A 20,590-nucleotide genomic window follows, 5' to 3' on the forward strand; every position below is an offset into this window, starting at 1 on the left:
TCTATTCCTTTTCCGCAAGAGGGTGGTGGGTGAAGACCAGCTCGCGAAGGCGTTCTTCCAACACATGCGTGTAGATCTCGGTCGTCGCCAGATCGGCGTGTCCCAACAGCGCTTGGATGGATCGCAAATCCGCGCCATGGGCCAATAGATGCGTCGCAAAGGCATGGCGCAGCCGGTGTGGAGTGACATCATTCGGAGCAACTCCGGCGACCACCGCAATGTCTTTGATTATGGCATAAAACCGATGTCGTGTTAGATGGCCAGATGCACTAGATGAAGGAAACAGGAAGGCCGAAGGCTTGATGCCCTTTTCGATCCGCGCGGTATCTTCTGCAGCGTCGCGGTGCTGCAGCCAATCGTAGAGAGCAGAGCGTGCTTCGGTCGACAAAGGCACCAGTCGGTCCTTGTCGCCCTTTCCTCGGATCAACAACAGCTGCGGGTCGCCTCGCGCGGCCGAGACGGGCAGGGATACAAGTTCACTGACCCGCATGCCCGTGGCATAGAGAAGCTCCATCAAACAGGTATTGCGCAATCGATCTGCATCCGTGCGTCCAACCTCGCGCGCGGCGCCCAAAAGCGCTTCTACCTGATCTTCTGACAGGGTTTTAGGCAGAGATTTCATCTGCCCCGGACCGCGGATTTTGAGGGCTGGGTTATCTTTGCGCCAGCCTTCTTCATACGAGAACCGGTAAAGCTGTTTGATCGACGATAACCTGCGCGCCCGTGTCGACGGGGCCAGTCCTTGCACGTCGCAGTCCACCAGATAGGCTTCTATGTCTGCTCGGTCCAGATCATCGAATGTCAGTTTCTTGCGCTCAATATACTCTGAGAACGCCTTCAGATCGCGCCCATACGCCAACCGGGTGTTGTCTGATGCCCCTAGTTCGGCGGCCTGTGCATCTAGAAAAGACGAAATCCAGCGCGCATGATCAGGGGTCATCCGCGCCTCTCGAGGATCAGAACCTCAAGTGCCGCTTGCCGGGCGACACGTTCCAGTCCGATCTGTCGGAAAAAGGCCAAGGCGTCCGCGATTTCGTCCAGATTTCCGTGGGTCCCGCTTTCATAAAGCGCGATGGCACGCAGTATGGCTTCACCCACACGATCACTATCCATTAGGGACTTTAAACGTACGGGAACTTCGCTTGCATTCAGGCCATCGACTACGGCACGCGAAGTCGCGTTATAGGCCGTTGCGTCGTCAGTATTTCCCAATGCAATTGCCGTCAGAAGGCGTTCTTTGCTGTTATATTGCGCAGGCCACGCGGCTGCAAACGCTTCGCTGCTGGATGACAGAAGACCAAGCGAAAGCGCCACATTGCGCGCGCTTGGGTCTTGGGGGATTTTTGACATCAGCCGCTCGCCAAACAAGTTCGCAAATGGCACCTCAAGCGCTGCATCTTCAATCTGGGGCCACAAAGTCATCAGCGACGCAGATAGGGCCGCTTCGTTCCCACTGTTAAGGCTTTGTTCCAATCGGCGCACGGTTTGCATCCGATCCCAAATCCCACCCGAGGCCGCTGGTCGACGTTCAGTGTAAAGTCCAAGCAGCTGGTTTGGTGTTGCAGACCCCACACGCGCAAGCCGCTCGCCCGCTTCGGCGCGGGCTTTCCAGCCAACATTGGCCCGTAGATCGGCCTGTGCGAAGGCTAAGGGCAGATTTCCGGTTGGGATGTGTTCGCCAATTGCTTCGAACATTCGATATGTCAGGGGCGTCAGGTCAGACGGGCGTTGCAACGGTGGCTCGCCTTCGAACAGTTCCGGATCCAGAAAACGCGCTAGAAGCGCGTCCTCGAAGTCGCTGATATAGCCCAGTGCCAACCCGGTCTCCAGCGTCAGCACCGCGGCCTCCCACTCACCCGAGCGGGCAAGACAGAACACGCGTGCTGGAAAGGTTGGGCTTAGGTCAGGCGAGTTTTTCAAGACGTTACAAAAGCGATCTTCGGATCCTAGCAAAAGTGCGGTGTCAAACCCGCGGCGAAACACGCGCGGGTTTGTGTTCCCCGCCCGGCTCAAAAGCGCCTCAGCCTGATCCAGCGCTCCAATCGCCAGCAGGCGGTCTACGCGTGCCATGAACAGCCGATCATCCCCGGTGCGCGCGCCTTTGGGTGGATTTAACTCGGTAAGCAAAAGCGTGTTCAGCAGATCTTGCATTGCCGGGTAAAGATAAAGCGGCATTCCGGAAATTCTGCGGGCTAGATCGTCGGGACGTGACTGTCCCCACAAATCAAGGGCAAAGCCGGTTGTCGAGCTGGACAAAAGTCCCACAGCATCCAGAACCGGCGTTTCAATAAGGCTCATCGTGACCTGAGCGACAGACGCTCCGGTCGCGGTCTCGGGTTCGTTGGGGTCGGGGGGCAGGACAGCGCTGTCGATAGATGGAGCTGGCAGGGCCACGCTGTCCGACAGCCATCCAATGGCCGACATGGGGGCGGTGCCTTGCGCGGTCTGTGCCTGCGCCGTTCCTACGGACAGGGCAAAAACCGCGCCTAAGGACGCGGCTTTGTGGAACCCGTTAACCGCCATTCAACGTCACAGTGGTGCTTTGCGGCGCGCTGGGGGGCGACATATCGCCCAAATAGGCATATCCCGACAGCCCAATCACGCCCAGAATTGCAAGAAAGAACAAAAGCTTGATCAAGCGGATCAGCATGGAGAGTCACCTATTTTTTCTGCCTCGGTCTTCGTTTTCTGATTTTATATATGGTATTTTCCCCAAGATCACGCCATTCAGGAAAGAAATCTGGTTTTGGGCAAGTGGGCGCCGCTTTGGCATTCAAGGTGAAAAAATCCATCGTCATGGTGGGCATGATGGGGGCGGGGAAAACCGCTGTCGGGCAGGCATTGGCCACCCGGCTGGATGTTCCGTTTCTGGACAGCGATGAAGAGATCGTGCGCGCCGCAAACATGACCATCTCTGAGATTTTCGAACGTGATGGCGAAGCGTTCTTTCGTGACCGCGAGACGGAAGTGATTGGACGTCTGTTGGACGGTCCCCGCGCGATCCTATCGACGGGTGGCGGCGCCTTCATGGCAGAACGTAATCGTACAATGATCGGCGAGCGTGGTGTGTCTCTCTTGTTGCGCGCCAATCTGGAGCTTTTGTGGAACCGGGTCAAACACAAGGACACGCGTCCTTTGTTGCGTACAACGGATCCCAAAAAGACGCTGACCGAAATCTACAACACGCGCGTGCCGGTCTATGAGCTGGCCGAACTGGCTGTCGACGCGCATCCTGACTATACCATTGCGCAGATGACCGACGCGGTGATCGAGGTTTTGAAAACCCGCCCTGATGTGCTCGAGGAGACCCCCGAATGACCACCGTTCACGTCCCCTTGGGGGATCGCGCCTATGACGTGCGCATCGCGCCGGGGTTGATTGCACGCGCTGGAGCGGAAATCGCCCCGTTGCTGCCGAGGCCGAAGGTTTGGATCGTGACGGAAGAAACCGTCGCAGGGTTGCATCTTGAGGCTCTAAAAGCAGGGCTTTCATCGGAAGGTATCGCGTCTGAAGCGCTAATCCTGCCACCCGGCGAGTCTACGAAAAGCTGGCCTTTCCTAATGCAAACTGTCGAATGGCTGCTGGAACAAAAAGTCGAGCGCAAAGACGTCGTATTGGCCTTTGGCGGCGGTGTGATTGGTGATTTGGTTGGCTTTGCCGCTGCGATCCTGCGTCGCGGTGTACGGTTTGTGCAACTGCCGACGTCACTGCTTGCTCAGGTGGACAGCTCGGTCGGGGGCAAAACCGGGATCAACGCGCCGCAAGGCAAGAACCTGATCGGCGCATTCCATCAACCATCTTTGGTTCTGGCCGATATCGACGTGCTGGGCACTCTGAAGCCACGCGATTTTCTAGCCGGATACGGAGAGGTCGTGAAGTATGGGGGACTCGGCGACGCGTCCTTCTTTGATTGGCTTGAGGTAAACGGCCCTGCGCTGGCTGCGGGTGATCTGGCGCTTCGCGAAGAGGCCGTCCGCTGGTCTGTCCAGATGAAGGCTGACATTGTGGTGCGTGACGAGACTGAGCAGGGCGACCGCGCTCTTTTGAACCTTGGCCACACGTTCTGTCATGCGTTGGAAGCCGCGACCGGCTATTCTGATCGCCTGTTGCATGGCGAAGGTGTTGCCATTGGCTGTGCATTGGCGTTTGAAACGTCGACGCGGTTGGGGCTGCTCAGTCAGGAAAGCCCCTCGCGTTTCCGCGAGCACCTGGCAGCGATGGGCATGAAGAAAGACATCCGCGACATTCCGGGTGATCTGCCCGATGCGGATGGGCTGATTGATCTTATGGCGCAGGACAAGAAGGTTGTGCAGGGTAAACTGCGCTTCATTCTCGCGCGCTCGATTGGTGACGCTTTCGTGGCGGATGATGTGGATATGGGCGTGGTCAAAGACGTACTGAACGAAGCTCTGGCGGAAGGGTAAGTCTTGCCGCCTGTTAACGGCGCGCGTTGGCGATCACCATCAACTCACCTACATTTTCGCGGGTGATATAACCCAGAAGGTGCCCCTCGCGGTCCAGAACCGCCACCGTCGAATCCGATCCCATGCGCTCAAGGATCATTTCGAGCCCATCGGTCAACGCCGCATTCGGTACAGTTTTCATCACGCCACCCACACGGGTGCCCGAGGCACCTTCGGCCATGGCGTGAAACAAGGCTTCGCGGGTTAAAAAACCTGCCAGATGACCCTCTTTATCAACCACTGGAAACTCATGTTGCGTGGTCCGGATCAGCGTCGTCGCGGCAAGTGCGATTGGGTCCTCGGGGTGTAACACCTCGTATTCGGTGATCATGGCATCGCGCGCCATTAGCTTGCGGGCCACATCGCGCATGGCGACGTCAGCACTTTCACCGCCTGCCGCAATAAAGATGAAGCCTGCGATCAGCACCAGCATCACATTGCCAGACATGAGGCCCGTCAACGCCATCAGAAACGCAACCATCTGACCTGCGCCAGCCGCGATGCGCGTGGCCCGAACCCGGTCGGTAAACAGCGACAGAACGGCACGCAGTACCCGTCCGCCATCCATCGGAAACGCCGGGATCAAATTGAACACGGCCAGGATCAGGTTCAGGGTTGCCAATTGGGCGGGCAGGGTGGACGGCGTAATGGTAGTCCCAGTAAGCTGGTCCGTTTCTGTGGGTGCGCCTAATAGCAGCGTAAGAACCAGCCAGATAACCACATTCACCGCGGGGCCAGCCAAGGCCACTAGAATTTCCTGTCCGGGCTTTTCGGGCATACGCTCCAGTCGCGCGAGCCCACCTATGGGTAAAAGTGTCACGTCAGGCGTGCGAATGCCAAAACGGCGCGCCATCAAGGCGTGCCCGAATTCATGTGCCACGACACACGCAAATAGCAGAAGAATGAAAACGGTGGTCCAGAGCGCCGCCTCTGGCCCATCTTCAGACCAGGTTGAAGCGCCAATAAAGGCCAGAAGCAGGAAAAACGTCACATGGACGCGAAGCTGCGAGCCAAAGAGGCGCCCGATAGGAAATGACCATGACATCGCGCGCCTCCTTTTTTGTCTGTTCGTTTTAGAACGGGATTTCGTCGTCGAAGCCGCCGCCAGCCGGGGCCGGGCCACCGCCACCTTGGTTGTCGCCGCCAAAGCCTCCGCCTTGGTTGCCACCACCGTAACCACCGCCGGCGCCGCCATAGCCACCGCCACCTTGACCGCCGCCGCCTTGGCCGCCGCTGCGACCATCCAGCATGGTCAACGTGCCGTTAAAGCCTTGTAGCACAACTTCGGTCGAATAGCGGTCATTACCAGACTGGTCTTGCCATTTGCGGGTCTGCAGCTGGCCTTCCACATAAACCTTCGAGCCCTTGCGAAGAAATTGCTCACACACGCGTACCAGACCTTCCGAGAAGACCGACACAGTGTGCCATTCGGTTTTCTCGCGGCGCTCGCCTGTGTTGCGATCTTTCCAGGTTTCCGAGGTTGCAATGCGCAGGTTGCACACTTTGCCACCATTCTGGAAGGTCCGTACCTCGGGATCTGCACCCAGATTACCAATAAGCATGACCTTGTTAAGCGAACCCGCCATCCTGCGTCCTTTCGATTCTAGATTGGGCCATATGGTTACACCATATGTGGGCGAGGGGAACGCGATTTCTACGCTCTTCTTGGGCCATTGCGCTTCATATTGCCTGATTGATCGCGCGGCTCTTCCCAGACAGCCAACTTGACCCTATATTGGCGTTGTATTCAATTTGGGGGCGGGACATTGCGCCATCGAGTATTCACAATCGCCGGGCTAAGCATTGTTGCAGCCCTTGCCGTCGAAGCACCGCGTAGCGTGGCCATGGCCGAAAGTCTGTTTGGCAGTTCGGGTGGGCGCAGCACGTTCAATTCGCAGTTGTCTGTTCTGGATTCGCGCGCGGCACAGCAATACTCGAACTCGATGCGGCTCAGGCCCAATACCCCCAAGACGCCAACCAGCTTTGGCATTCCGAGCTATACCGGAAACTACAAAGGTCAGTTCCTACCGGTCGCTCAAGCCGTAGCGCGTCAACATGGCATTCCTGAAGATCTGTTTCTGCGTCTTGTGCAGCAAGAAAGCGGTTGGAACCCACGGGCGAAAAGTCACGCAGGAGCGATTGGTCTTGCTCAGTTGATGCCCTTCACGGCCCGCAAACTGGGTGTGGATCCGTGGAACCCATCGCAAAATCTGGAAGGGGGCGCGCGGTACCTGCGTCAGCAGTATGACCGGTTCCAGTCTTGGCGCCTTGCCCTTGCTGCCTATAACGCCGGACCTGAAGCTGTGGCGAAATACAATGGTGTTCCGCCCTATAAGGAAACGCGCGGCTACGTGAAAGCCATTCTAGGAAGCTAGAACCCTCGACCCTCGGGACCGGAATAGGCGCGTTCGACTTTTGCGACACGCAGATGGTACCGCGCGTACCAGCGCGTTTGACCCAGCTTTTGTGCCATCAAGTGATCTAAATCTGCCTTCCACGCTGAGATAGCAGCTTCGTCGCGCCAATACGAAACGGTAATGCCGACACCAAACGGATCTCGCGTGCTTTCGACCCCGATATATCCGTCCTGCTTCTCGGCCAGTTCCACCATTTTATCCGCCATCTGTTCGTACCCTTGCACAGTCGATGTCAGCTGATTGGTGAAAATCACCGCATAATAGGGCGGATCGGGCAGGGGGGCGAAACGGGTTTCGTCAAAAGACATGGGCGCATCCTTTCAAAGATACGCCCATTCATAAATCAATCGAAGCGTTGCGTCAGCCCTGCGTCGTTAGACGTCTGACAGCTCTTTCTTGTGCAGCCATTCGGCATGCTTGGGCGCGCGTTTGGTCTCGGACCATTCGTTCAACATATCCCACTTCACTTCATCCATGCGCTTGAGCATGGCTTCTTCTTCGGGATCCGGGCAAGCCAGCTCGACGCGGTGGCCGTTGGGGTCGAAGAAATAGATCGAATGGAAGATAGAGTGGTCAGTCACGCCCAAAACATCGACACCGTTGGCCTCAAGATGCTCTTTGAATTCAACGAGTTCAGCGCGGTCTTTTACTTTGAATGCAATGTGTTGAACCCAGATCGGTGTATTCGGATCGCGGCCCATTTCAGGCTTGGTCGGCAGTTCGAAGAAGGCCAGAACGTTTTCATTCCCGGCATCCAGGAACACATGCATATAGGGATCAGGTTCGTGCGTGGACGGGACGTGGTTTTCGGCGATGGCCAGAATAAAGTCCATCTTCAGCATCTTACCGTACCATTCGACGGTCTCTTTCGCGTCCTTGCAGCGATATGCGACGTGGTGAATCTGTTCAATTTTCATAAGCGTCCTCCTTTTAACTGAGGATATACACAACATTCGTTTCATTTGCAACGAATGTTGTGAGAGGACAGCTTGGACAGGGCGGGGCGCCTATCCCCGTTTGCGGAACGCTGAAGGTGTTTGACCAGTTTGTTTCTGGAAAGACCGCGTAAAATAGGCCGCCGAAGCAAACCCAAGCGAAGCGGCGATATCCTTGATCGGAACGCGTGTTTCGGTCAACAGGCGGCGGGCTTCATAAGTTACACGGTCTTGCAGAATGGCCGAGGCCGGACGTCCGCAGGCGTTGTTGCACACCCGGCTGAGATGCGTGGGCGTTATGCCCAGATCGGCCGCATAATCCCGCACAGTTTTTGAACTGTGGAAGTCCTGCTCGACAAGAGCCGTGAAGGCGTTGACCAAGCGCTGCCCGGATTTGGGTTCGCGATCACTTTCGTCAATTGCCTCGATCTGGCGATCCAGCCAGACAGAAATCAGACCGGCATGGCACATCATCGCACGCGAGGCGCGCGACGTTCCTTTCTCCATCTCACGCTGCAGATCATCAACAAGATTGCTGAGCTCGATTTGACGATCCGCTTCCCGAAGGCGGAGGTGGATTGTGTCCTGAGGCAGCCCCAGCAGCTCTTCGCTGTCTTTGGGAAACACGATGATCGTTCCGGCGACCTGTGCGCTCATCTCAAACCCATGCATCGTGCCTGCGGGCAAATAGATGCAATTGTGCGGGCCATAGCCTGAAGTTACGCCGTTGACGGTGATGCGCCCTTGTCCGCGGGTGAACCACAGAAGAACCGGAGCGCCATACGACCGCATGGCTTCAGTACGCCAGCGCCCACCTGCACCTAGGCGTGCCAAAGGAAGTACGCGAAAGGGGGATTTTGGTTGATTTAGATCAGTCATAAGAAAACAATCGCAGCAGCTAGTAAAATTAATTTACCGCTCAATCGCTAGCTCACTCTGTTCGACCTGTCTCAGTTTTTTTGACACATTACAACTTTTCCACAGGTTCATCCACAAGATAAGTGGCTTGGCTGTGGGTAAGTTAGATCCGCCCGCAGAAAATCAAAAAATGGACTTCAGTGATCTGCTCCTAGGGGAATCACCTCCCAGTTCCGCATCCGTTTGCGAAACCATGTACGTTGACGTTTGGCGTATTGCTGGCTGGCGATGATGGCGGAGGCGCGTGCTTCGTCCAGTGTGATCTCGCCTTTGAGATGGGCAATAAGCTCGGGCGCGCCGATCGCTTTCGCGGACGGTGCCTTAGGATCCCATGTCACTAGGTTACGCTGCGCTTCCTCCAATGCGCCCTCTTGCAGCATGATATCAAAGCGTCGTTCGATCCGGTCGCGCAGCCAATCCCGTTCGGCCTCAAGATGGAATGCCCGCGCCGCTGGCAAGGGCAACAGGGGCGGGGGCGTGTCATCCTGCCAGCTGGCCAGACCGCGCCCTGTGGTGTGTTGAACTTCCCACGCGCGGGCGACGCGTGCTGGGTTCCGTATGTCGATCCGAGCCAGCGTATCTGGGTCTAGATCCGCAAGGAGGGCGGGAAGTCCGCCCTCTGCAAATCGCGCCTCGCCATCTTTCCGAATGCCGGGTGGAGTCAGAGGAATATCCGCCAGACCTTCTGTCAAAGCAGTAAGGTTCAACCCGGTGCCTCCCACAATGATCGGGCGCTTTGGGCCTTGCAGGATCGGTGCCACCTCGCGCAGCCAATGACCCACGGAATATTCCTGATCCCCCGGAATATGCCCGTAAAGGCGGTGTGGTGCGCGGGCTTCATCCTGGGCGGATGGGCGGGCGGTCACGACGCGCCAGTTCTCAAAAACCTGCAACGCATCTGCGTTCACAATCACTCCGCCCGAGGCTTCTGCGATGGCCAAAGCCAGCGCAGACTTTCCCGAAGCGGTTGCCCCGGCAATCAGCACGGGTTGATCGCTGCCAACCTGACGGGCCAGTTCGTGAATGCTATCCTGCGCGTTCGACACGTGAAGTCGTCCTTACTTTTTTCGGTCCGTAGGGCGGATCGCTCATTGAATATCTTGCCCTAATCGGTCAAATTGCCGGGCAACACAATCACGACAATCAGAGAGTGGCAACAGATGAGTGATCAGGCCCAGACCACGGCAGAGGGTGAAACCCCGGAGCCGACCTATAAACGTGTCATGCTGAAAATCTCGGGCGAAGCCCTGATGGGCGATCAAGGGTTCGGTTTGAACCCGCCCACAGTCGAACGCATCGCCCGCGAAGTTAAGACGGTGCACGACATGGGCGTCGAGATCTGCATGGTGATCGGCGGCGGCAACATTTTCCGCGGACTTCAGGGTTCGGCACAGGGGATGGAGCGCACGACAGCGGACTATATGGGAATGCTCGCCACGGTGATGAACGCGCTGGCAATGCAGTCCGCGCTGGAAGGGCTTGGCGTGTTTACCCGCGTGATCTCGGCCATTCCGATGGATCAGGTTTGCGAACCCTACATCCGCCGCCGTGCCGTGCGCCACCTTGAGAAAAAGCGCGTTTGCATCTTCGCAGCGGGCACCGGCAACCCCTATTTTACCACCGACACAGCCGCCACTCTGCGCGCCAACGAAATGGCCTGTGAGGCGATCTTCAAAGGCACCAAGGTGGATGGGGTCTATGATAAAGATCCGGTCAAGAATGACGACGCCGTGCGCTATGACACTGTGTCCTATGACGATGTGCTGGCCAAACGTCTGGGTGTCATGGATGCGTCGGCCATCGCGCTTGCCCGCGACAACAACCTGCCGATCATCGTCTTCTCGCTGGACGAACCTGGCGGTTTCCGGGGTATTTTGGACGGGCAGGGCACCTATACACGGGTTAGTGGCTAACAACTAAGTGAGGGCGGATTTTCGCCCAGACGCATATCTTTGCCACCGTCAGTGGAACCTGACCTATACAATCAGGGGGCGGTGGCGTTATACCGGGCGAAACACGCTCGGAAAATATAAGAGCTTGAAAGACGAAGGGAACGCCTTGCCATGGCTGACGAAGAGTTTGAACTGGATATCGATGATCTGGAACGCAGGATGGAAGGCGCGATTGGCGCTTTGAGAACCGAATTCGCGTCTCTGCGCACGGGCCGAGCTTCGGCATCGATGCTGGATCCGATCACGGTCGAGGCTTATGGCCAGCGTACGCCCTTGAATCAGGTTGGCACCGTGAACGTTCCCGAACCTCGCATGGTAACGGTGAATGTTTGGGACAAAGGCATGGTTCAGGCGGTTGAAAAGGCCATTCGTGAAAGCGGTCTAGGCATCAACCCGCAGCTTAACGGCACGATCATCATGCTGCCGATCCCCGAACTGAACGAAGAACGCCGTCGGGAACTGACCCGCGTGGCCGCACAATATGCCGAACACGCCCGTGTGGCTGTGCGCAATGTGCGCCAAGATGGCATGCAGCAGATCAAGAAGGGCAAGGACAGCATGTCCGAGGACGACGCGAAAATGTGGTCGGACGAAGTGCAGGAACTGACTGACAAATTCGTCAGCGTCGTGGACAAGGCCCTGGAAAACAAACAAGAAGAGATCATGCAGGTCTGACCCTGCATTTTCTATTGTTTTGTAGGTATTGGATTAGGTGATGGATATGGCAAAGGCGGAAAAACAGGCCGAGGCGACCTCGCCGCGGCATGTTGCCATCATCATGGATGGCAATGGCCGCTGGGCCGAACGCCGTGGAAAGCCACGCTTGTTCGGGCACCACGCCGGGGCCAAGCGCGTACGCGAGATCGTCCGCGCTTGTCCTGATCTGGATGTGAAATACCTGACCATCTTTGCCTTCTCGACTGAAAATTGGAAGCGCTCGGAAGCCGAAGTAACTGGTCTGATGAGTCTGTTTCGCCGCTATATCACCAAAGAAGCTCGCGCCCTTGTAGAAGAGGGTGTGCGCGTTCGTTTTATCGGAGATCGCAGCCGCCTTGGGAAGAAGCTGATCAAACTGATGGACGAACTCGAGGAGATGACAGGTCACAACGACCATGTACATCTGACCATCGCGTTGAACTATGGCGGCCGGGATGAATTGGCACGGGCCTCGAAGCGCATGGCGCAGGACATCGCAGGCGGGACGTTGAAACCCGATGCTGTAGATGAAGAAACAATCGCAAGTTATTTGGACACAAGTGTTTTACCTGATCCAGATCTTGTCATTCGCACCTCGGGAGAGGCGCGCATCTCGAACTTCCTTCTGTGGCAATCCGCCTATGCAGAATATGAGTTCATCGAAACGCTCTGGCCAGATTTCTCGTCTGAAGTGTTTGGTGAGGTCGTAGATCGCTTCGCCGGTCGCGACCGCAGGTTCGGTGCCGTAAAACCGGCTGCAGAATAGCTGCCTGCGGGCCTTACTTTGACTTGAGGCCCAGCCCACGCAATGCGATAACCCCCAAATGAGTTCTCAGACGTCATCCTCGAAATGGGCCGACCTTGCCCCTCGCGTTTTGTCAGCCATCGCCATGGCTGCAATTGCTGTGGCAGCAATCTGGTTGGGCGGCGCAGCCTATCTTGCCCTGATCATTGTGGTCATCGGCCTGTGCATGTGGGAATTCGCCCGGCTATTACAACCGACACCCACTACGCTTCCCATCGTACTCGGGTTGGCCGCAGCATGCGGGATCTTTCTGTGTAGCCTCGGTCCGATCAACGCACCGGGCGTGGTATTGTCGCCTCAAATTGCGGCTCTGTTCGTCGCTCCTGTGATGGGCGCGATACTTGCCAACCGCCACCGCGTTCTGTTTTTTGCCTACGGCCTTCTGATCATGTTGGCCGGACTAGGCTTTCTGGCGATGGGGCCGGGCCATGCTCTGATCTGGTTTATCCTGATCATCATCATCTCGGATGTCGCCGGTTATTTCGCGGGCCGTCTCATCGGCGGAAAGAAATTCTGGCCACGTGTCAGCCCGAAGAAAACCTGGTCAGGTACGATTGCCGGTTGGATTGGTGCTTTTATCCTTGGACTGATTGGCATGACACAGGGTGTGTTTACGCCTCTTGAGGCCGCTTTGGTGCCCTTTATCGCCTTCGCAGGCCAGATGGGCGACATCGCCCAAAGCGCTATCAAGCGGATGGTCGGGGTAAAGGATAGCTCCAACCTTATTCCGGGTCATGGTGGTGTGCTTGACCGCTTTGACGCGATGATTGGTGCGGCTGGCGCCTTGGTGCTGTTGGCGGGCGCTGGGACATTGATTTTTGCGGGCTAAGGGCAGGGCATGAGCACAGCAACGGACAAGCGCCGTATCTCGATCTTTGGGGCCACCGGGTCCATCGGGCAATCTACCATCGACCTGATCCGGCGCGACAATGATGCCTATGATGTCATTGCACTGACCGGCGGACATAATATCGCGCAACTAGCCAAGGATGCGGTGGAACTGCGCGCTGACATCGCGATCACTGCCCACGAAAACAAGCTGCTCGAATTGAAAGAGGCACTAGCAGGAAGCGGGGTCGAGGCTGCTGCAGGTTCTGCTGCAATTGAAGAAGCTGCCACGCGCCCTTGTGACTGGGTCATGTCGGCGATTGTTGGGGCAGCTGGTCTGTTGCCGGGCCTGCGTGCGCTAGAAGCCCGTGCCACCTTGGCCCTTGCGAACAAGGAAAGCCTCGTAACTGCCGGGCCGTTGATCATGGCCACCGCACATGCCCATCATTCGCGCATTCTACCCGTCGACAGTGAGCATTCAGCGGTCTTCCAGGGTTTGGTCGGCGAAGATATGGACGCGGTCGAGCGGATCATTATCACTGCCTCGGGCGGTGCATTTCGCGACTGGCCAATGGAAAAATTGGCCACCGCAACGCTAGCACAGGCGAGCGCTCATCCCAATTGGGACATGGGGCAGCGGATTACCATCGACAGCGCGTCTATGTTTAACAAAGCTCTGGAAGTTATCGAAACCAAAGAGTATTTTCAGGTCGACCCCGATCAGATCGAGGTGCTTGTCCACCCACAAAGCCTTGTTCACGCGCTGGTTGGCTTCAACGACGGCGCCTTAATGGCGCATTTGGGGGCGCCAGATATGCGTCACGCCATCGGCTATGCGTTGCACTGGCCCGAACGTCGTAACCTGCCCGTTGAGCGGCTGGATCTCGCCAAGGTCGCCACGCTGGAATTCCGCGCCCCAGACGAAGCGCGCTATCCCGCTTTGCGCCTAGCGCGCGAGGTGATGGCCGCAGGTGGACTGACTGGCGCAGTGTTCAACGCCGCCAAAGAAATCGCATTGGACGGGTTCATCGCAGGGCAGATCGGATTTATGGACATGGCCGGACTGGTCGAGGACACACTGTCCCAGCTTGAAGGCGATGCAAGCCTGATCCAAGCAGCCATGACCCTTGATAATGTGCTGGCCGCTGACCAGATGGGACGAGAGGTCGCGCGCAACCTAACTGCCGCCAAGACCTGACAGGAACCGAGCAGAGGCGGTAAGCGCCCGAACCAAAGGACACGCCCGACACATGGATCTGATCAGTTTCCTGCCCGATTTCGGCAATTTTGCCTTCACGATTCTGGCCTTTGTTGCCGCGTTAACGGTAATCGTCGCCGTGCACGAATACGGTCACTATATCGTCGGACGATGGAGCGGCATCAAAGCTGATGTATTTTCCATTGGAATGGGACCGGTGTTGTTTGCGCGGACCGACCGCCACGGCACCCAGTGGCAGATCGCAGCTTTCCCCATCGGGGGGTATGTGAAGTTTCGCGGAGATGCGAACGCAGCTTCGGGTGGGGCGGACGAAGCCGTGATGGCCGAGCTGTCAGACGAGGATCGCCGCCACACGATGCACGGGGCACCCTTGTGGGCGCGCGCAGCTACTGTTGCTGCTGGACCGGTCTTCAACTTCATTCTGTCCATCATAATCTTTGCCGGTTTGATGATGTCTACCGGCGTAGCCAGCGATCCGTTGGCAGTAAAAACAGTGTCGGATGTGCCGGGGATGGAGCAAGGGCTGAAGGACGGAGATAAGATTTTGTCTATCGCCGGCTTTGACACTCCGCCGCTGTCCGAGTTCTACGACGTGATCGAAAAGCTACCGGAAACAGCTCTCGTCGAGTATCGCGTCGAACGAGACGGGCAGGTTCTGACGGTCGCTGCCACACATCCTTATCCCGCGTTGGTTGGTTCAGTCAGCCCACAATCTGCGGCCATGTCTGCGGGTTTGCGCGAAGGGGACTTTATCCAAACGGTCGACGGCGAGATCGTACCGACCTTCGGTTCACTGCGCGAGATCGTAGTAAACGGAGATGGAGCTGAGTTGTCCTTGGGAATCCTGCGCGACGGTGAACCATTGGATGTGACCCTGACGCCGCGCCGGCAAGACATTCCGTCGGCAGATGGCGGGTTTGAAACACGTTGGCTGATCGGCATCACCTCAGGATTGGTGTTTGAACCGGCGACCCGTCCGGCGGGGGTTTGGGAAAGCCTGTCTTCGGGCGTGGATCGAGTAATCTATATCATTCAAAGCAGCCTATCTGGCCTGTGGCACATGATTACTGGCGCGATTTCCAGCTGCAACCTGTCCGGCCCGATCGGGATCGCACAGGTTTCGGGTCAAGTGGCTTCGCAAGGGGCGGTCAGTTTCGTGGCCTTCATTGCTATGCTGTCCACTGCCATTGGTATGTTGAACCTGTTCCCAATCCCGGTTCTGGATGGCGGACATCTGGTGTTCTACGCATGGGAAGCGGCTACGGGTAAGCCGCCCTCGGACAAGGCGCTGAACATTCTTTTGGCAATTGGTTTGGCGCTGGTGGTGACGCTTATGGTATTCGGCCTGACAAACGACCTGTTCTGTCCCTGATCCGTTACGCTTTCGCTGCCCGCTTTACACAGTCAGCCATCCGGTGAAACTGTTGTGCCAAGGGCGAGCTTGCCCGCCAGACCATTCCGATCGTGCGGCTGGGTTTCGGGGTCTCAAATCGGGACACAGTGACCGGAGCAGAACGCGTTTCCACCGCCACGGCCATGTCAGGGATCAAGGTCACGCCCATGCCTGCGCCGACCATCTGGACAAGCGTGGACAGTGCACTGCCGTCCAAGGTCTCGCGTGGATTGGTACTTTTCATGTCACAAAAAGATAGTGCCTGATCGCGGAAACAGTGGCCTTCTTCCAGCAATAGAAGGCGCATTTCGCGCAGCACATCGCGGTTCGGGACAGGCTTATCCTTGTCAGCAAGTGGCCGCACAAGCACGAACTCTTCGTCAAACAAAGGAACTTCCGTCAGCGCAGGGTCGGATATCGGCAGGGCCAGAATGGCGGTATCGATCCGACCGTCCACTAGTTCTCGTATCAGGTTCGAGGTCATGGTCTCGCGCATGTGGATCTCGGCACCCGGAAAGTGTTCAATCAACTCTTGTACGATCCGGGGCAACAGATAGGGCGCAATGGTCGGAATGACGCCGATCCGAAGCTCGCCCACCCAATGATCCTGAGCCGCACGCGACACATCCTCAAGTTCGTCCACCGAACGCAAAATATCGCGCGTGCGCCGCAAGAATTCGCGCCCCAATGTGGTTAGGCGCACCTGTCGTGGCATACGCTCGCACAGAATGCATCCCAACGTGTCCTCGAGTTCTTTAATTTGCACTGACAGAGCGGGCTGCGACACTGCACAAGCATCAGCCGCGCGTCCGAAATGACCGTGTTCCGCAAGAGCATCGAAATAACGGAGCTGTCGCAGGGTGATATTTCCCATAAGGTGAACCTATTGCCGGTATTAAAATGTGTAATTTCCTCTTATCATTCTGCAACGCTAAGATGAAGCCAATACAGACGGTATTTGCCGTCACCAGCCAATCTACCAAATATGGGAGTCGCAAGATGGACGAAAACTCGATGGGCAAATGCCCGGTCGCACATGGCGCAACGAATGTGGGGATGCGGTCGAACAAAGATTGGTGGCCCAATCAGTTGAACCTCAGAATGCTGCATCAGAATACGGCCAAGTCGGACCCAATGGGGGGCGACTTCGACTACGCAGAAGCGTTCAAGTCACTGGATCTTGAGGCGCTGAAGGCCGATCTGACCGCATTGATGACCGATAGCCAAGACTGGTGGCCGGCTGACTATGGTCACTATGGTGGCTTCTTCATCCGCATGGCGTGGCACAGCGCCGGTACGTACCGTACCGCAGACGGGCGCGGCGGGGCAGGCACCGGGCAGCAGCGCTTTGCTCCGCTGAACTCATGGCCGGACAACGTCAATCTCGACAAGGCTCGTCGCCTCTTGTGGCCGATCAAGCAGAAATACGGCAACAAGATTTCCTGGGCGGATCTGATGATCCTTGCAGGCAATGTGGCCATCACCTCGATGGGCGGACCGACTTTTGGGTTTGCCGGAGGCCGCGCTGATGTGTGGGAGCCGGAAGAAGATACCTATTGGGGTGCCGAGAGCGAATGGCTGGCGGAAAGCGGCAGCGAAAACAGCCGTTATTCCGGCGAACGCGATCTGGAAAACCCGCTGGCGGCCGTTCAGATGGGCCTGATCTATGTAAACCCCGAAGGCCCGGATGGAGAGCCAAACATTCTGGCATCGGGCCGCGACATCCGCGAGACTTTCGCCCGTATGGCAATGAATGACGAAGAGACCGTTGCGCTAGTCGCAGGCGGGCATACTTTCGGCAAGGCACATGGGGCAGGGGACCCGGCTCTGGTTGGTCCCGAACCCGAAGCCGCCGGGATCGAGGAAATGGGCCTTGGCTGGACCAGCAAACACGGCACGGGCAAAGGTGACGACACAATCGGTTCGGGGATCGAAGGCGCCTGGACGGCGAACCCGATCCAGTGGGACAACGGCTATTTCGATCTGCTGTTCGGCTATGACTGGAACCTGACCAAGTCGCCATCTGGCGCGTGGATCTGGGAACCCGTCGGTGTCACCGATGAAGATATGGCCCCGCAAGCCCATGATCCGTCGAAGAAGGTGCCGACCATGATGACCACGGCGGATATGGCGATGCGGATGGACCCGATCTATGGTCCAATTTCCAAACGGTTCCATGAAAACCCCGACGAATTCGCAGATGCTTTCGCCCGCGCATGGTTCAAACTGACCCACCGCGATATGGGCCCGCGTGCGCGTTATCTGGGGGCTGACGTGCCGGGGGAAGAACTGATCTGGCAAGACCCCATCCCGGCGTCGGAAACGGACCTGAGCGACGAAGATGTGAATGCCCTGAAGGCCGCCGTTCTGGATACCGGGCTGAGCACATCGGACCTGGTGAAAACTGCGTGGGCATCTGCCTCGACCTTCCGGGGTTCTGACATGCGGGGCGGCGCCAATGGGGCTCGCGTCCGTCTTGAGCCGATGAACCGCTGGGACGTGAACGAACCTGAAGCACTGGATCGTGTTCTGAGCGCTTTGGAGAAATTGCGCAAAGGTTTCGGCAAACCGGTTTCGATGGCCGATCTGATCGTGATCGCTGGTGCTGCTGCAGTAGAACAGGCCGCCGCTGCTGCGGGCCATTGCATACTGGCTCCCTGTACTTTGGGTCGTGGCGATGCCACCCAAGAAATGACCGATAATGAAAGCGTCGGATATCTTGAACCGGCTGCGGATGGCTTCCGCAATTGGCAGCGTACCGAGTTCACAATCTCTCCCGAAGAGCTGTTGATCGACAAAGCCCAACTTCTGGGTCTGAGTGCACCTGAGATGACGGTGCTTATCGGTGGGCTGCGCGTTCTTGGTGCCAACCATGGCGGAAGCGCACATGGGGTATTCACGCAATCCCCGGGCAAGCTGAGCACGGATTTCTTCGTGAACGTTCTGGATATCGGCACCAAATGGTCAGATCAGGGCGACGGCACCTATGCGGGCACGGATCGCGCGTCAGGAGACCCGAAATGGACCGCCACACGTGTTGATCTGGTCTTTGGCTCAAACTCGCAATTACGGGCTCTGTCTGAAGTCTATGCACAGGACGATGCAGGTCAGAAATTCGTCGAAGACTTCGTGGCCGCCTGGACCAAAGTGATGAACGCAGATCGCTACGATCTGGGCTAACACCAAACCACTTCGAAATTAGCAACCAAAGGGGGCAGGGAACTGCCCCCTTTTTCAATCGGGCCGCGCGCGACTATCTTTCCGTCAGCCCAATTTACGCAGACGAAAGTCCTTCGAATATCTCTTTCAGGATATCCAGAGCCTGCCCCAGTTCCTCTTCGGAATAACCGCAAAAACCAAGCATCAAGCCATCCTCACCCTCACCCTCTGCATTGGCATAGGTCGATGTTAAAGGTCGCGTGACGATCCCACGTTCCTGCGCCAAACGGGCAATGTCTTTGTCCCGAACGCCGTCATCTAGGTGGAAAACGATCTGCATTCCGGCCTGATGATCCCTGAAGAAACCGTATTGCGAGAACTCTCGGTGCAGTCGTTCCAACAGATACTTTCGACGCTCGCCATAGGACCTGCGTACTCTGCGCAAATGCCGATAGAACTCGCCCGTGGACATAAATTCAGCGAGCGCTTGCTGCGGCATATAACTGGCTTTCTGACCGAACCGCGCCATGGTATTTCGAAAACGTTCGAGCAGACCCTCGGGAACGACGATGTATCCCAGTCGAAGCGCGTTTGAGAAGATCTTCGAGAAACTGCCGACATAGATCGTTCGGCTGAGTTGATCGAACCCAGCGAGGGCAGGGATCGGCCGGCCCGCATATCGAAACTCGCTGTCATAGTCATCTTCAATGATCCAGGCATCATGTGCGTTAGCCCATTTGATGAAGTCCACTCGACGATTGGGGGTCATGGCTCCGCCCAAGGGATACTGATGAGAGGGCGTCAGAACGACCAGATCTGGAAGGATTCTACCAGACGGTAGCTGCGCGCCCTCGTCGTCGATATTCATATAGGTTGGCACCAATCCCTGAGCCTGCGCGAAATGGTGCAGGGGTGGATATCCTGGATTCTCCATCCCGATCACGTCGCCCTTGTCGATCACGCTTTGCATGCAAATTTCAAGCGCATCCATAGAACCTGCCGTGATGATAATCTGATGCGCCGAGGCGTCAATTCCACGCCATTCTGCAAGGTGCGATGCAATGGCTTTGCGCAACTCGAAATTGCCAAAACTAGAGCCGCCAACCAGCATGGCCTGAGGATTGGTCCGGCACACACGCGCAACGGCTTTGGCCCATTGGCGATGCGGAAACAGACGCATATCGGGCAATCCTGTTGCGAACGGAATCGGAGGCCGTGTTTCTTCTTGTTCCGGCAGAGCAACAATTCGTGAAAGCCCGCTCGACAACTCAACATCGCCAAGGGCACACACCGTGTATCCAGACCCTCTTAGGCTTGTCAGATAGCCCTCAGCGACCAACTGCTCATAGGCGGTAATGACGGTCGAGCGTGAAACCCCAATTTCCGTAGCAAATACGCGGGTAGGGGGCATCTTCGTACCCTCTTTCAGGTCACCAGACACCACGCTTTCACGAATACCCGTGCAGATCTGTTCAAAGATTGGGGTCTTCGAGCCACGTTCGATGGATAGGGCAAGCCAAGGAAGTTGGGTCATATTGGTATGTTCATAATTGCACTTATTGGACGTTAATAAACAACCAATCTTGTGGCAACCGTGTTGTGCAGCTGACCCGCAATTTTCGTTCTCGCCGCAGTTCTGGCAGGCAGTGAAGCAACTATGGCGTTGCTTCACGCGAAATCAAAACGAAACGCATCTGCGGACAACCAATGCACGACACAATAGCGTGGTTACTAGGGTCAGTTTAACTCGATGTGTATGGGGCAGGGCATATATCTCGTTTCGCCGAATGTCTCCAAACGATTTG

21 protein-coding genes are annotated in these 20,590 nt (G+C 56.8%); 10 read left to right on the forward strand and 11 right to left on the reverse strand.

Annotation, left to right across the window (positions count from 1 at the left end; translation table 11 throughout):
- Position 1: 1 nt before the first annotated feature.
- From ACP15F_RS06295 to ACP15F_RS06305, 3 genes are read right to left on the reverse strand one after another with little or no spacing between them, the layout of a single operon-like run.
- A complete protein-coding gene (locus tag ACP15F_RS06295; RefSeq protein ID WP_424939967.1) occupies positions 2–940 on the reverse strand; it encodes a site-specific tyrosine recombinase XerD in 939 nt (312 codons plus the stop codon).
- Positions 937–2,523 carry a hypothetical protein gene (locus tag ACP15F_RS06300; RefSeq protein WP_424939968.1) on the reverse strand — a complete coding sequence of 529 codons (1,587 nt, stop codon included), beginning with the start codon at positions 2,521–2,523 and terminating at the stop codon, positions 937–939. The genes ACP15F_RS06295 and ACP15F_RS06300 overlap by 4 nt, the downstream gene beginning before the upstream one ends.
- Positions 2,513–2,650 carry a hypothetical protein gene (locus tag ACP15F_RS06305; RefSeq protein ID WP_166636227.1) on the reverse strand — a complete coding sequence of 46 codons (138 nt, stop codon included), beginning with the start codon at positions 2,648–2,650 and terminating at the stop codon, positions 2,513–2,515. Before ACP15F_RS06305 ends, ACP15F_RS06300 begins: the two co-directional genes overlap by 11 nt.
- A 50-nt stretch (positions 2,651–2,700) precedes the next feature.
- Here ACP15F_RS06305 and ACP15F_RS06310 point away from each other — a divergent pair, with 50 nt between their 5' ends.
- Together ACP15F_RS06310 and aroB are read left to right on the forward strand one after the other, a co-directional pair.
- On the forward strand, positions 2,701–3,318 hold the full coding sequence (locus ACP15F_RS06310; RefSeq protein ID WP_424939969.1) for a shikimate kinase: 618 nt from the start codon (positions 2,701–2,703) through the stop codon (positions 3,316–3,318).
- Complete coding sequence (gene aroB / locus ACP15F_RS06315; protein WP_424939970.1) at positions 3,315–4,424, forward strand: 3-dehydroquinate synthase; 1,110 nt, start codon at positions 3,315–3,317, stop codon at positions 4,422–4,424. Before ACP15F_RS06310 ends, aroB begins: the two co-directional genes overlap by 4 nt.
- Before the next feature lie 13 nt (positions 4,425–4,437).
- Here the strand turns inward: aroB and ACP15F_RS06320 are convergent, their stop codons facing one another.
- Complete coding sequence (locus ACP15F_RS06320) at positions 4,438–5,508, reverse strand: site-2 protease family protein (protein WP_424939971.1); 1,071 nt, start codon at positions 5,506–5,508, stop codon at positions 4,438–4,440.
- Between the two features lie 28 nt (positions 5,509–5,536).
- Positions 5,537–6,049 (reverse strand): single-stranded DNA-binding protein, encoded by a 513-nt coding sequence (gene ssb / locus ACP15F_RS06325; protein ID WP_424939972.1) that lies wholly within the window; start codon positions 6,047–6,049, stop codon positions 5,537–5,539.
- A gap of 258 nt (positions 6,050–6,307) precedes the next feature.
- On the opposite strand from ssb, the gene ACP15F_RS06330 reads away from it, so the two are divergent.
- Positions 6,308–6,838 carry a lytic transglycosylase domain-containing protein gene (locus ACP15F_RS06330; protein WP_424940952.1) on the forward strand — a complete coding sequence of 177 codons (531 nt, stop codon included), beginning with the start codon at positions 6,308–6,310 and terminating at the stop codon, positions 6,836–6,838.
- Here the strand turns inward: ACP15F_RS06330 and ACP15F_RS06335 are convergent.
- The 4 genes from ACP15F_RS06335 to miaA all read right to left on the reverse strand — a co-directional run bounded on the left by ACP15F_RS06335 (position 6,835) and on the right by miaA (position 9,779).
- Positions 6,835–7,188 (reverse strand): antibiotic biosynthesis monooxygenase family protein, encoded by a 354-nt coding sequence (locus ACP15F_RS06335; RefSeq protein ID WP_424939973.1) that lies wholly within the window; start codon positions 7,186–7,188, stop codon positions 6,835–6,837. The genes ACP15F_RS06330 and ACP15F_RS06335 overlap by 4 nt on opposite strands.
- A 66-nt stretch (positions 7,189–7,254) precedes the next feature.
- Positions 7,255–7,797 (reverse strand): VOC family protein, encoded by a 543-nt coding sequence (locus tag ACP15F_RS06340; RefSeq protein ID WP_424939974.1) that lies wholly within the window; start codon positions 7,795–7,797, stop codon positions 7,255–7,257.
- A gap of 90 nt (positions 7,798–7,887) precedes the next feature.
- A complete protein-coding gene (locus ACP15F_RS06345) occupies positions 7,888–8,694 on the reverse strand; it encodes an AraC family transcriptional regulator (protein ID WP_424939975.1) in 807 nt (268 codons plus the stop codon).
- Between the two features lie 176 nt (positions 8,695–8,870).
- The gene (miaA, locus tag ACP15F_RS06350; protein WP_424939976.1) at positions 8,871–9,779 is read right to left on the reverse strand and encodes a tRNA (adenosine(37)-N6)-dimethylallyltransferase MiaA; all 909 of its coding nucleotides are present in this window, start codon (positions 9,777–9,779) and stop codon (positions 8,871–8,873) included.
- A 114-nt stretch (positions 9,780–9,893) separates the two neighbouring features.
- On the opposite strand from miaA, the gene pyrH reads away from it, so the two are divergent.
- The 6 genes from pyrH to rseP all read left to right on the forward strand — a co-directional run bounded on the left by pyrH (position 9,894) and on the right by rseP (position 15,605).
- On the forward strand, positions 9,894–10,646 hold the full coding sequence (pyrH, locus tag ACP15F_RS06355; RefSeq protein WP_424939977.1) for a UMP kinase: 753 nt from the start codon (positions 9,894–9,896) through the stop codon (positions 10,644–10,646).
- A gap of 150 nt (positions 10,647–10,796) precedes the next feature.
- The gene (gene frr / locus ACP15F_RS06360; RefSeq protein ID WP_424939978.1) at positions 10,797–11,360 is read left to right on the forward strand and encodes a ribosome recycling factor; all 564 of its coding nucleotides are present in this window, start codon (positions 10,797–10,799) and stop codon (positions 11,358–11,360) included.
- Between the two features lie 46 nt (positions 11,361–11,406).
- Positions 11,407–12,147, forward strand: coding sequence for an isoprenyl transferase (locus ACP15F_RS06365; RefSeq protein ID WP_424939979.1), 741 nt, complete (start codon positions 11,407–11,409; stop codon positions 12,145–12,147).
- A 58-nt stretch (positions 12,148–12,205) separates the two neighbouring features.
- Positions 12,206–13,015, forward strand: a complete 810-nt coding sequence (locus ACP15F_RS06370) for a phosphatidate cytidylyltransferase (protein ID WP_424939980.1) — start codon at positions 12,206–12,208, stop codon at positions 13,013–13,015.
- A gap of 9 nt (positions 13,016–13,024) precedes the next feature.
- Complete coding sequence (gene dxr / locus ACP15F_RS06375; protein ID WP_424939981.1) at positions 13,025–14,212, forward strand: 1-deoxy-D-xylulose-5-phosphate reductoisomerase; 1,188 nt, start codon at positions 13,025–13,027, stop codon at positions 14,210–14,212.
- Between the two features lie 52 nt (positions 14,213–14,264).
- Positions 14,265–15,605: an RIP metalloprotease RseP gene (rseP, locus tag ACP15F_RS06380; protein WP_424939982.1), complete on the forward strand. Its 1,341-nt coding sequence runs from the start codon at positions 14,265–14,267 to the stop codon at positions 15,603–15,605.
- 4 nt (positions 15,606–15,609) lie between these two features.
- Here the strand turns inward: rseP and ACP15F_RS06385 are convergent, their stop codons facing one another.
- On the reverse strand, positions 15,610–16,500 hold the full coding sequence (locus ACP15F_RS06385) for a LysR substrate-binding domain-containing protein (RefSeq protein ID WP_424939983.1): 891 nt from the start codon (positions 16,498–16,500) through the stop codon (positions 15,610–15,612).
- Between the two features lie 125 nt (positions 16,501–16,625).
- On the opposite strand from ACP15F_RS06385, the gene katG reads away from it, so the two are divergent.
- The gene (gene katG / locus ACP15F_RS06390; protein ID WP_424939984.1) at positions 16,626–18,806 is read left to right on the forward strand and encodes a catalase/peroxidase HPI; all 2,181 of its coding nucleotides are present in this window, start codon (positions 16,626–16,628) and stop codon (positions 18,804–18,806) included.
- Between the two features lie 94 nt (positions 18,807–18,900).
- Here katG and ACP15F_RS06395 read toward each other — a convergent pair whose 3' ends face one another.
- Positions 18,901–20,319, reverse strand: coding sequence for a PLP-dependent aminotransferase family protein (locus ACP15F_RS06395; protein ID WP_424939985.1), 1,419 nt, complete (start codon positions 20,317–20,319; stop codon positions 18,901–18,903).
- Between the last annotated feature and the right edge of the window lie 271 nt (positions 20,320–20,590).

The sequence above is a fragment of the Aliiroseovarius sp. S253 genome (genome assembly GCF_049800855.1).
GTDB lineage: Bacteria > Pseudomonadota > Alphaproteobacteria > Rhodobacterales > Rhodobacteraceae > Aliiroseovarius.

What these genes read in the sequence shown, in the direction of transcription:
- ACP15F_RS06340 (WP_424939974.1), bottom strand. Translation starts at nt 7,797, where the DNA reads ATGAAAATTGAACAGATTCACCACGTCGCATATCGCTGCAAGGACGCG.
- aroB (WP_424939970.1), top strand. Translation starts at nt 3,315, where the DNA reads ATGACCACCGTTCACGTCCCCTTGGGGGATCGCGCCTATGACGTGCGC.
- ACP15F_RS06395 (WP_424939985.1), bottom strand. Translation starts at nt 20,319, where the DNA reads ATGACCCAACTTCCTTGGCTTGCCCTATCCATCGAACGTGGCTCGAAG.
- ACP15F_RS06370 (WP_424939980.1), top strand. Translation starts at nt 12,206, where the DNA reads ATGAGTTCTCAGACGTCATCCTCGAAATGGGCCGACCTTGCCCCTCGC.
- ssb (WP_424939972.1), bottom strand. Translation starts at nt 6,049, where the DNA reads ATGGCGGGTTCGCTTAACAAGGTCATGCTTATTGGTAATCTGGGTGCA.
- ACP15F_RS06300 (WP_424939968.1), bottom strand. Translation starts at nt 2,523, where the DNA reads ATGGCGGTTAACGGGTTCCACAAAGCCGCGTCCTTAGGCGCGGTTTTT.
- dxr (WP_424939981.1), top strand. Translation starts at nt 13,025, where the DNA reads ATGAGCACAGCAACGGACAAGCGCCGTATCTCGATCTTTGGGGCCACC.
- ACP15F_RS06385 (WP_424939983.1), bottom strand. Translation starts at nt 16,500, where the DNA reads ATGGGAAATATCACCCTGCGACAGCTCCGTTATTTCGATGCTCTTGCG.
- frr (WP_424939978.1), top strand. Translation starts at nt 10,797, where the DNA reads ATGGCTGACGAAGAGTTTGAACTGGATATCGATGATCTGGAACGCAGG.
- katG (WP_424939984.1), top strand. Translation starts at nt 16,626, where the DNA reads ATGGACGAAAACTCGATGGGCAAATGCCCGGTCGCACATGGCGCAACG.
- ACP15F_RS06295 (WP_424939967.1), bottom strand. Translation starts at nt 940, where the DNA reads ATGACCCCTGATCATGCGCGCTGGATTTCGTCTTTTCTAGATGCACAG.
- ACP15F_RS06310 (WP_424939969.1), top strand. Translation starts at nt 2,701, where the DNA reads ATGGTATTTTCCCCAAGATCACGCCATTCAGGAAAGAAATCTGGTTTT.
- ACP15F_RS06345 (WP_424939975.1), bottom strand. Translation starts at nt 8,694, where the DNA reads ATGACTGATCTAAATCAACCAAAATCCCCCTTTCGCGTACTTCCTTTG.
- ACP15F_RS06305 (WP_166636227.1), bottom strand. Translation starts at nt 2,650, where the DNA reads ATGCTGATCCGCTTGATCAAGCTTTTGTTCTTTCTTGCAATTCTGGGC.
- ACP15F_RS06330 (WP_424940952.1), top strand. Translation starts at nt 6,308, where the DNA reads ATGGCCGAAAGTCTGTTTGGCAGTTCGGGTGGGCGCAGCACGTTCAAT.
- pyrH (WP_424939977.1), top strand. Translation starts at nt 9,894, where the DNA reads ATGAGTGATCAGGCCCAGACCACGGCAGAGGGTGAAACCCCGGAGCCG.
- ACP15F_RS06320 (WP_424939971.1), bottom strand. Translation starts at nt 5,508, where the DNA reads ATGTCATGGTCATTTCCTATCGGGCGCCTCTTTGGCTCGCAGCTTCGC.
- rseP (WP_424939982.1), top strand. Translation starts at nt 14,265, where the DNA reads ATGGATCTGATCAGTTTCCTGCCCGATTTCGGCAATTTTGCCTTCACG.
- ACP15F_RS06365 (WP_424939979.1), top strand. Translation starts at nt 11,407, where the DNA reads ATGGCAAAGGCGGAAAAACAGGCCGAGGCGACCTCGCCGCGGCATGTT.
- ACP15F_RS06335 (WP_424939973.1), bottom strand. Translation starts at nt 7,188, where the DNA reads ATGTCTTTTGACGAAACCCGTTTCGCCCCCCTGCCCGATCCGCCCTAT.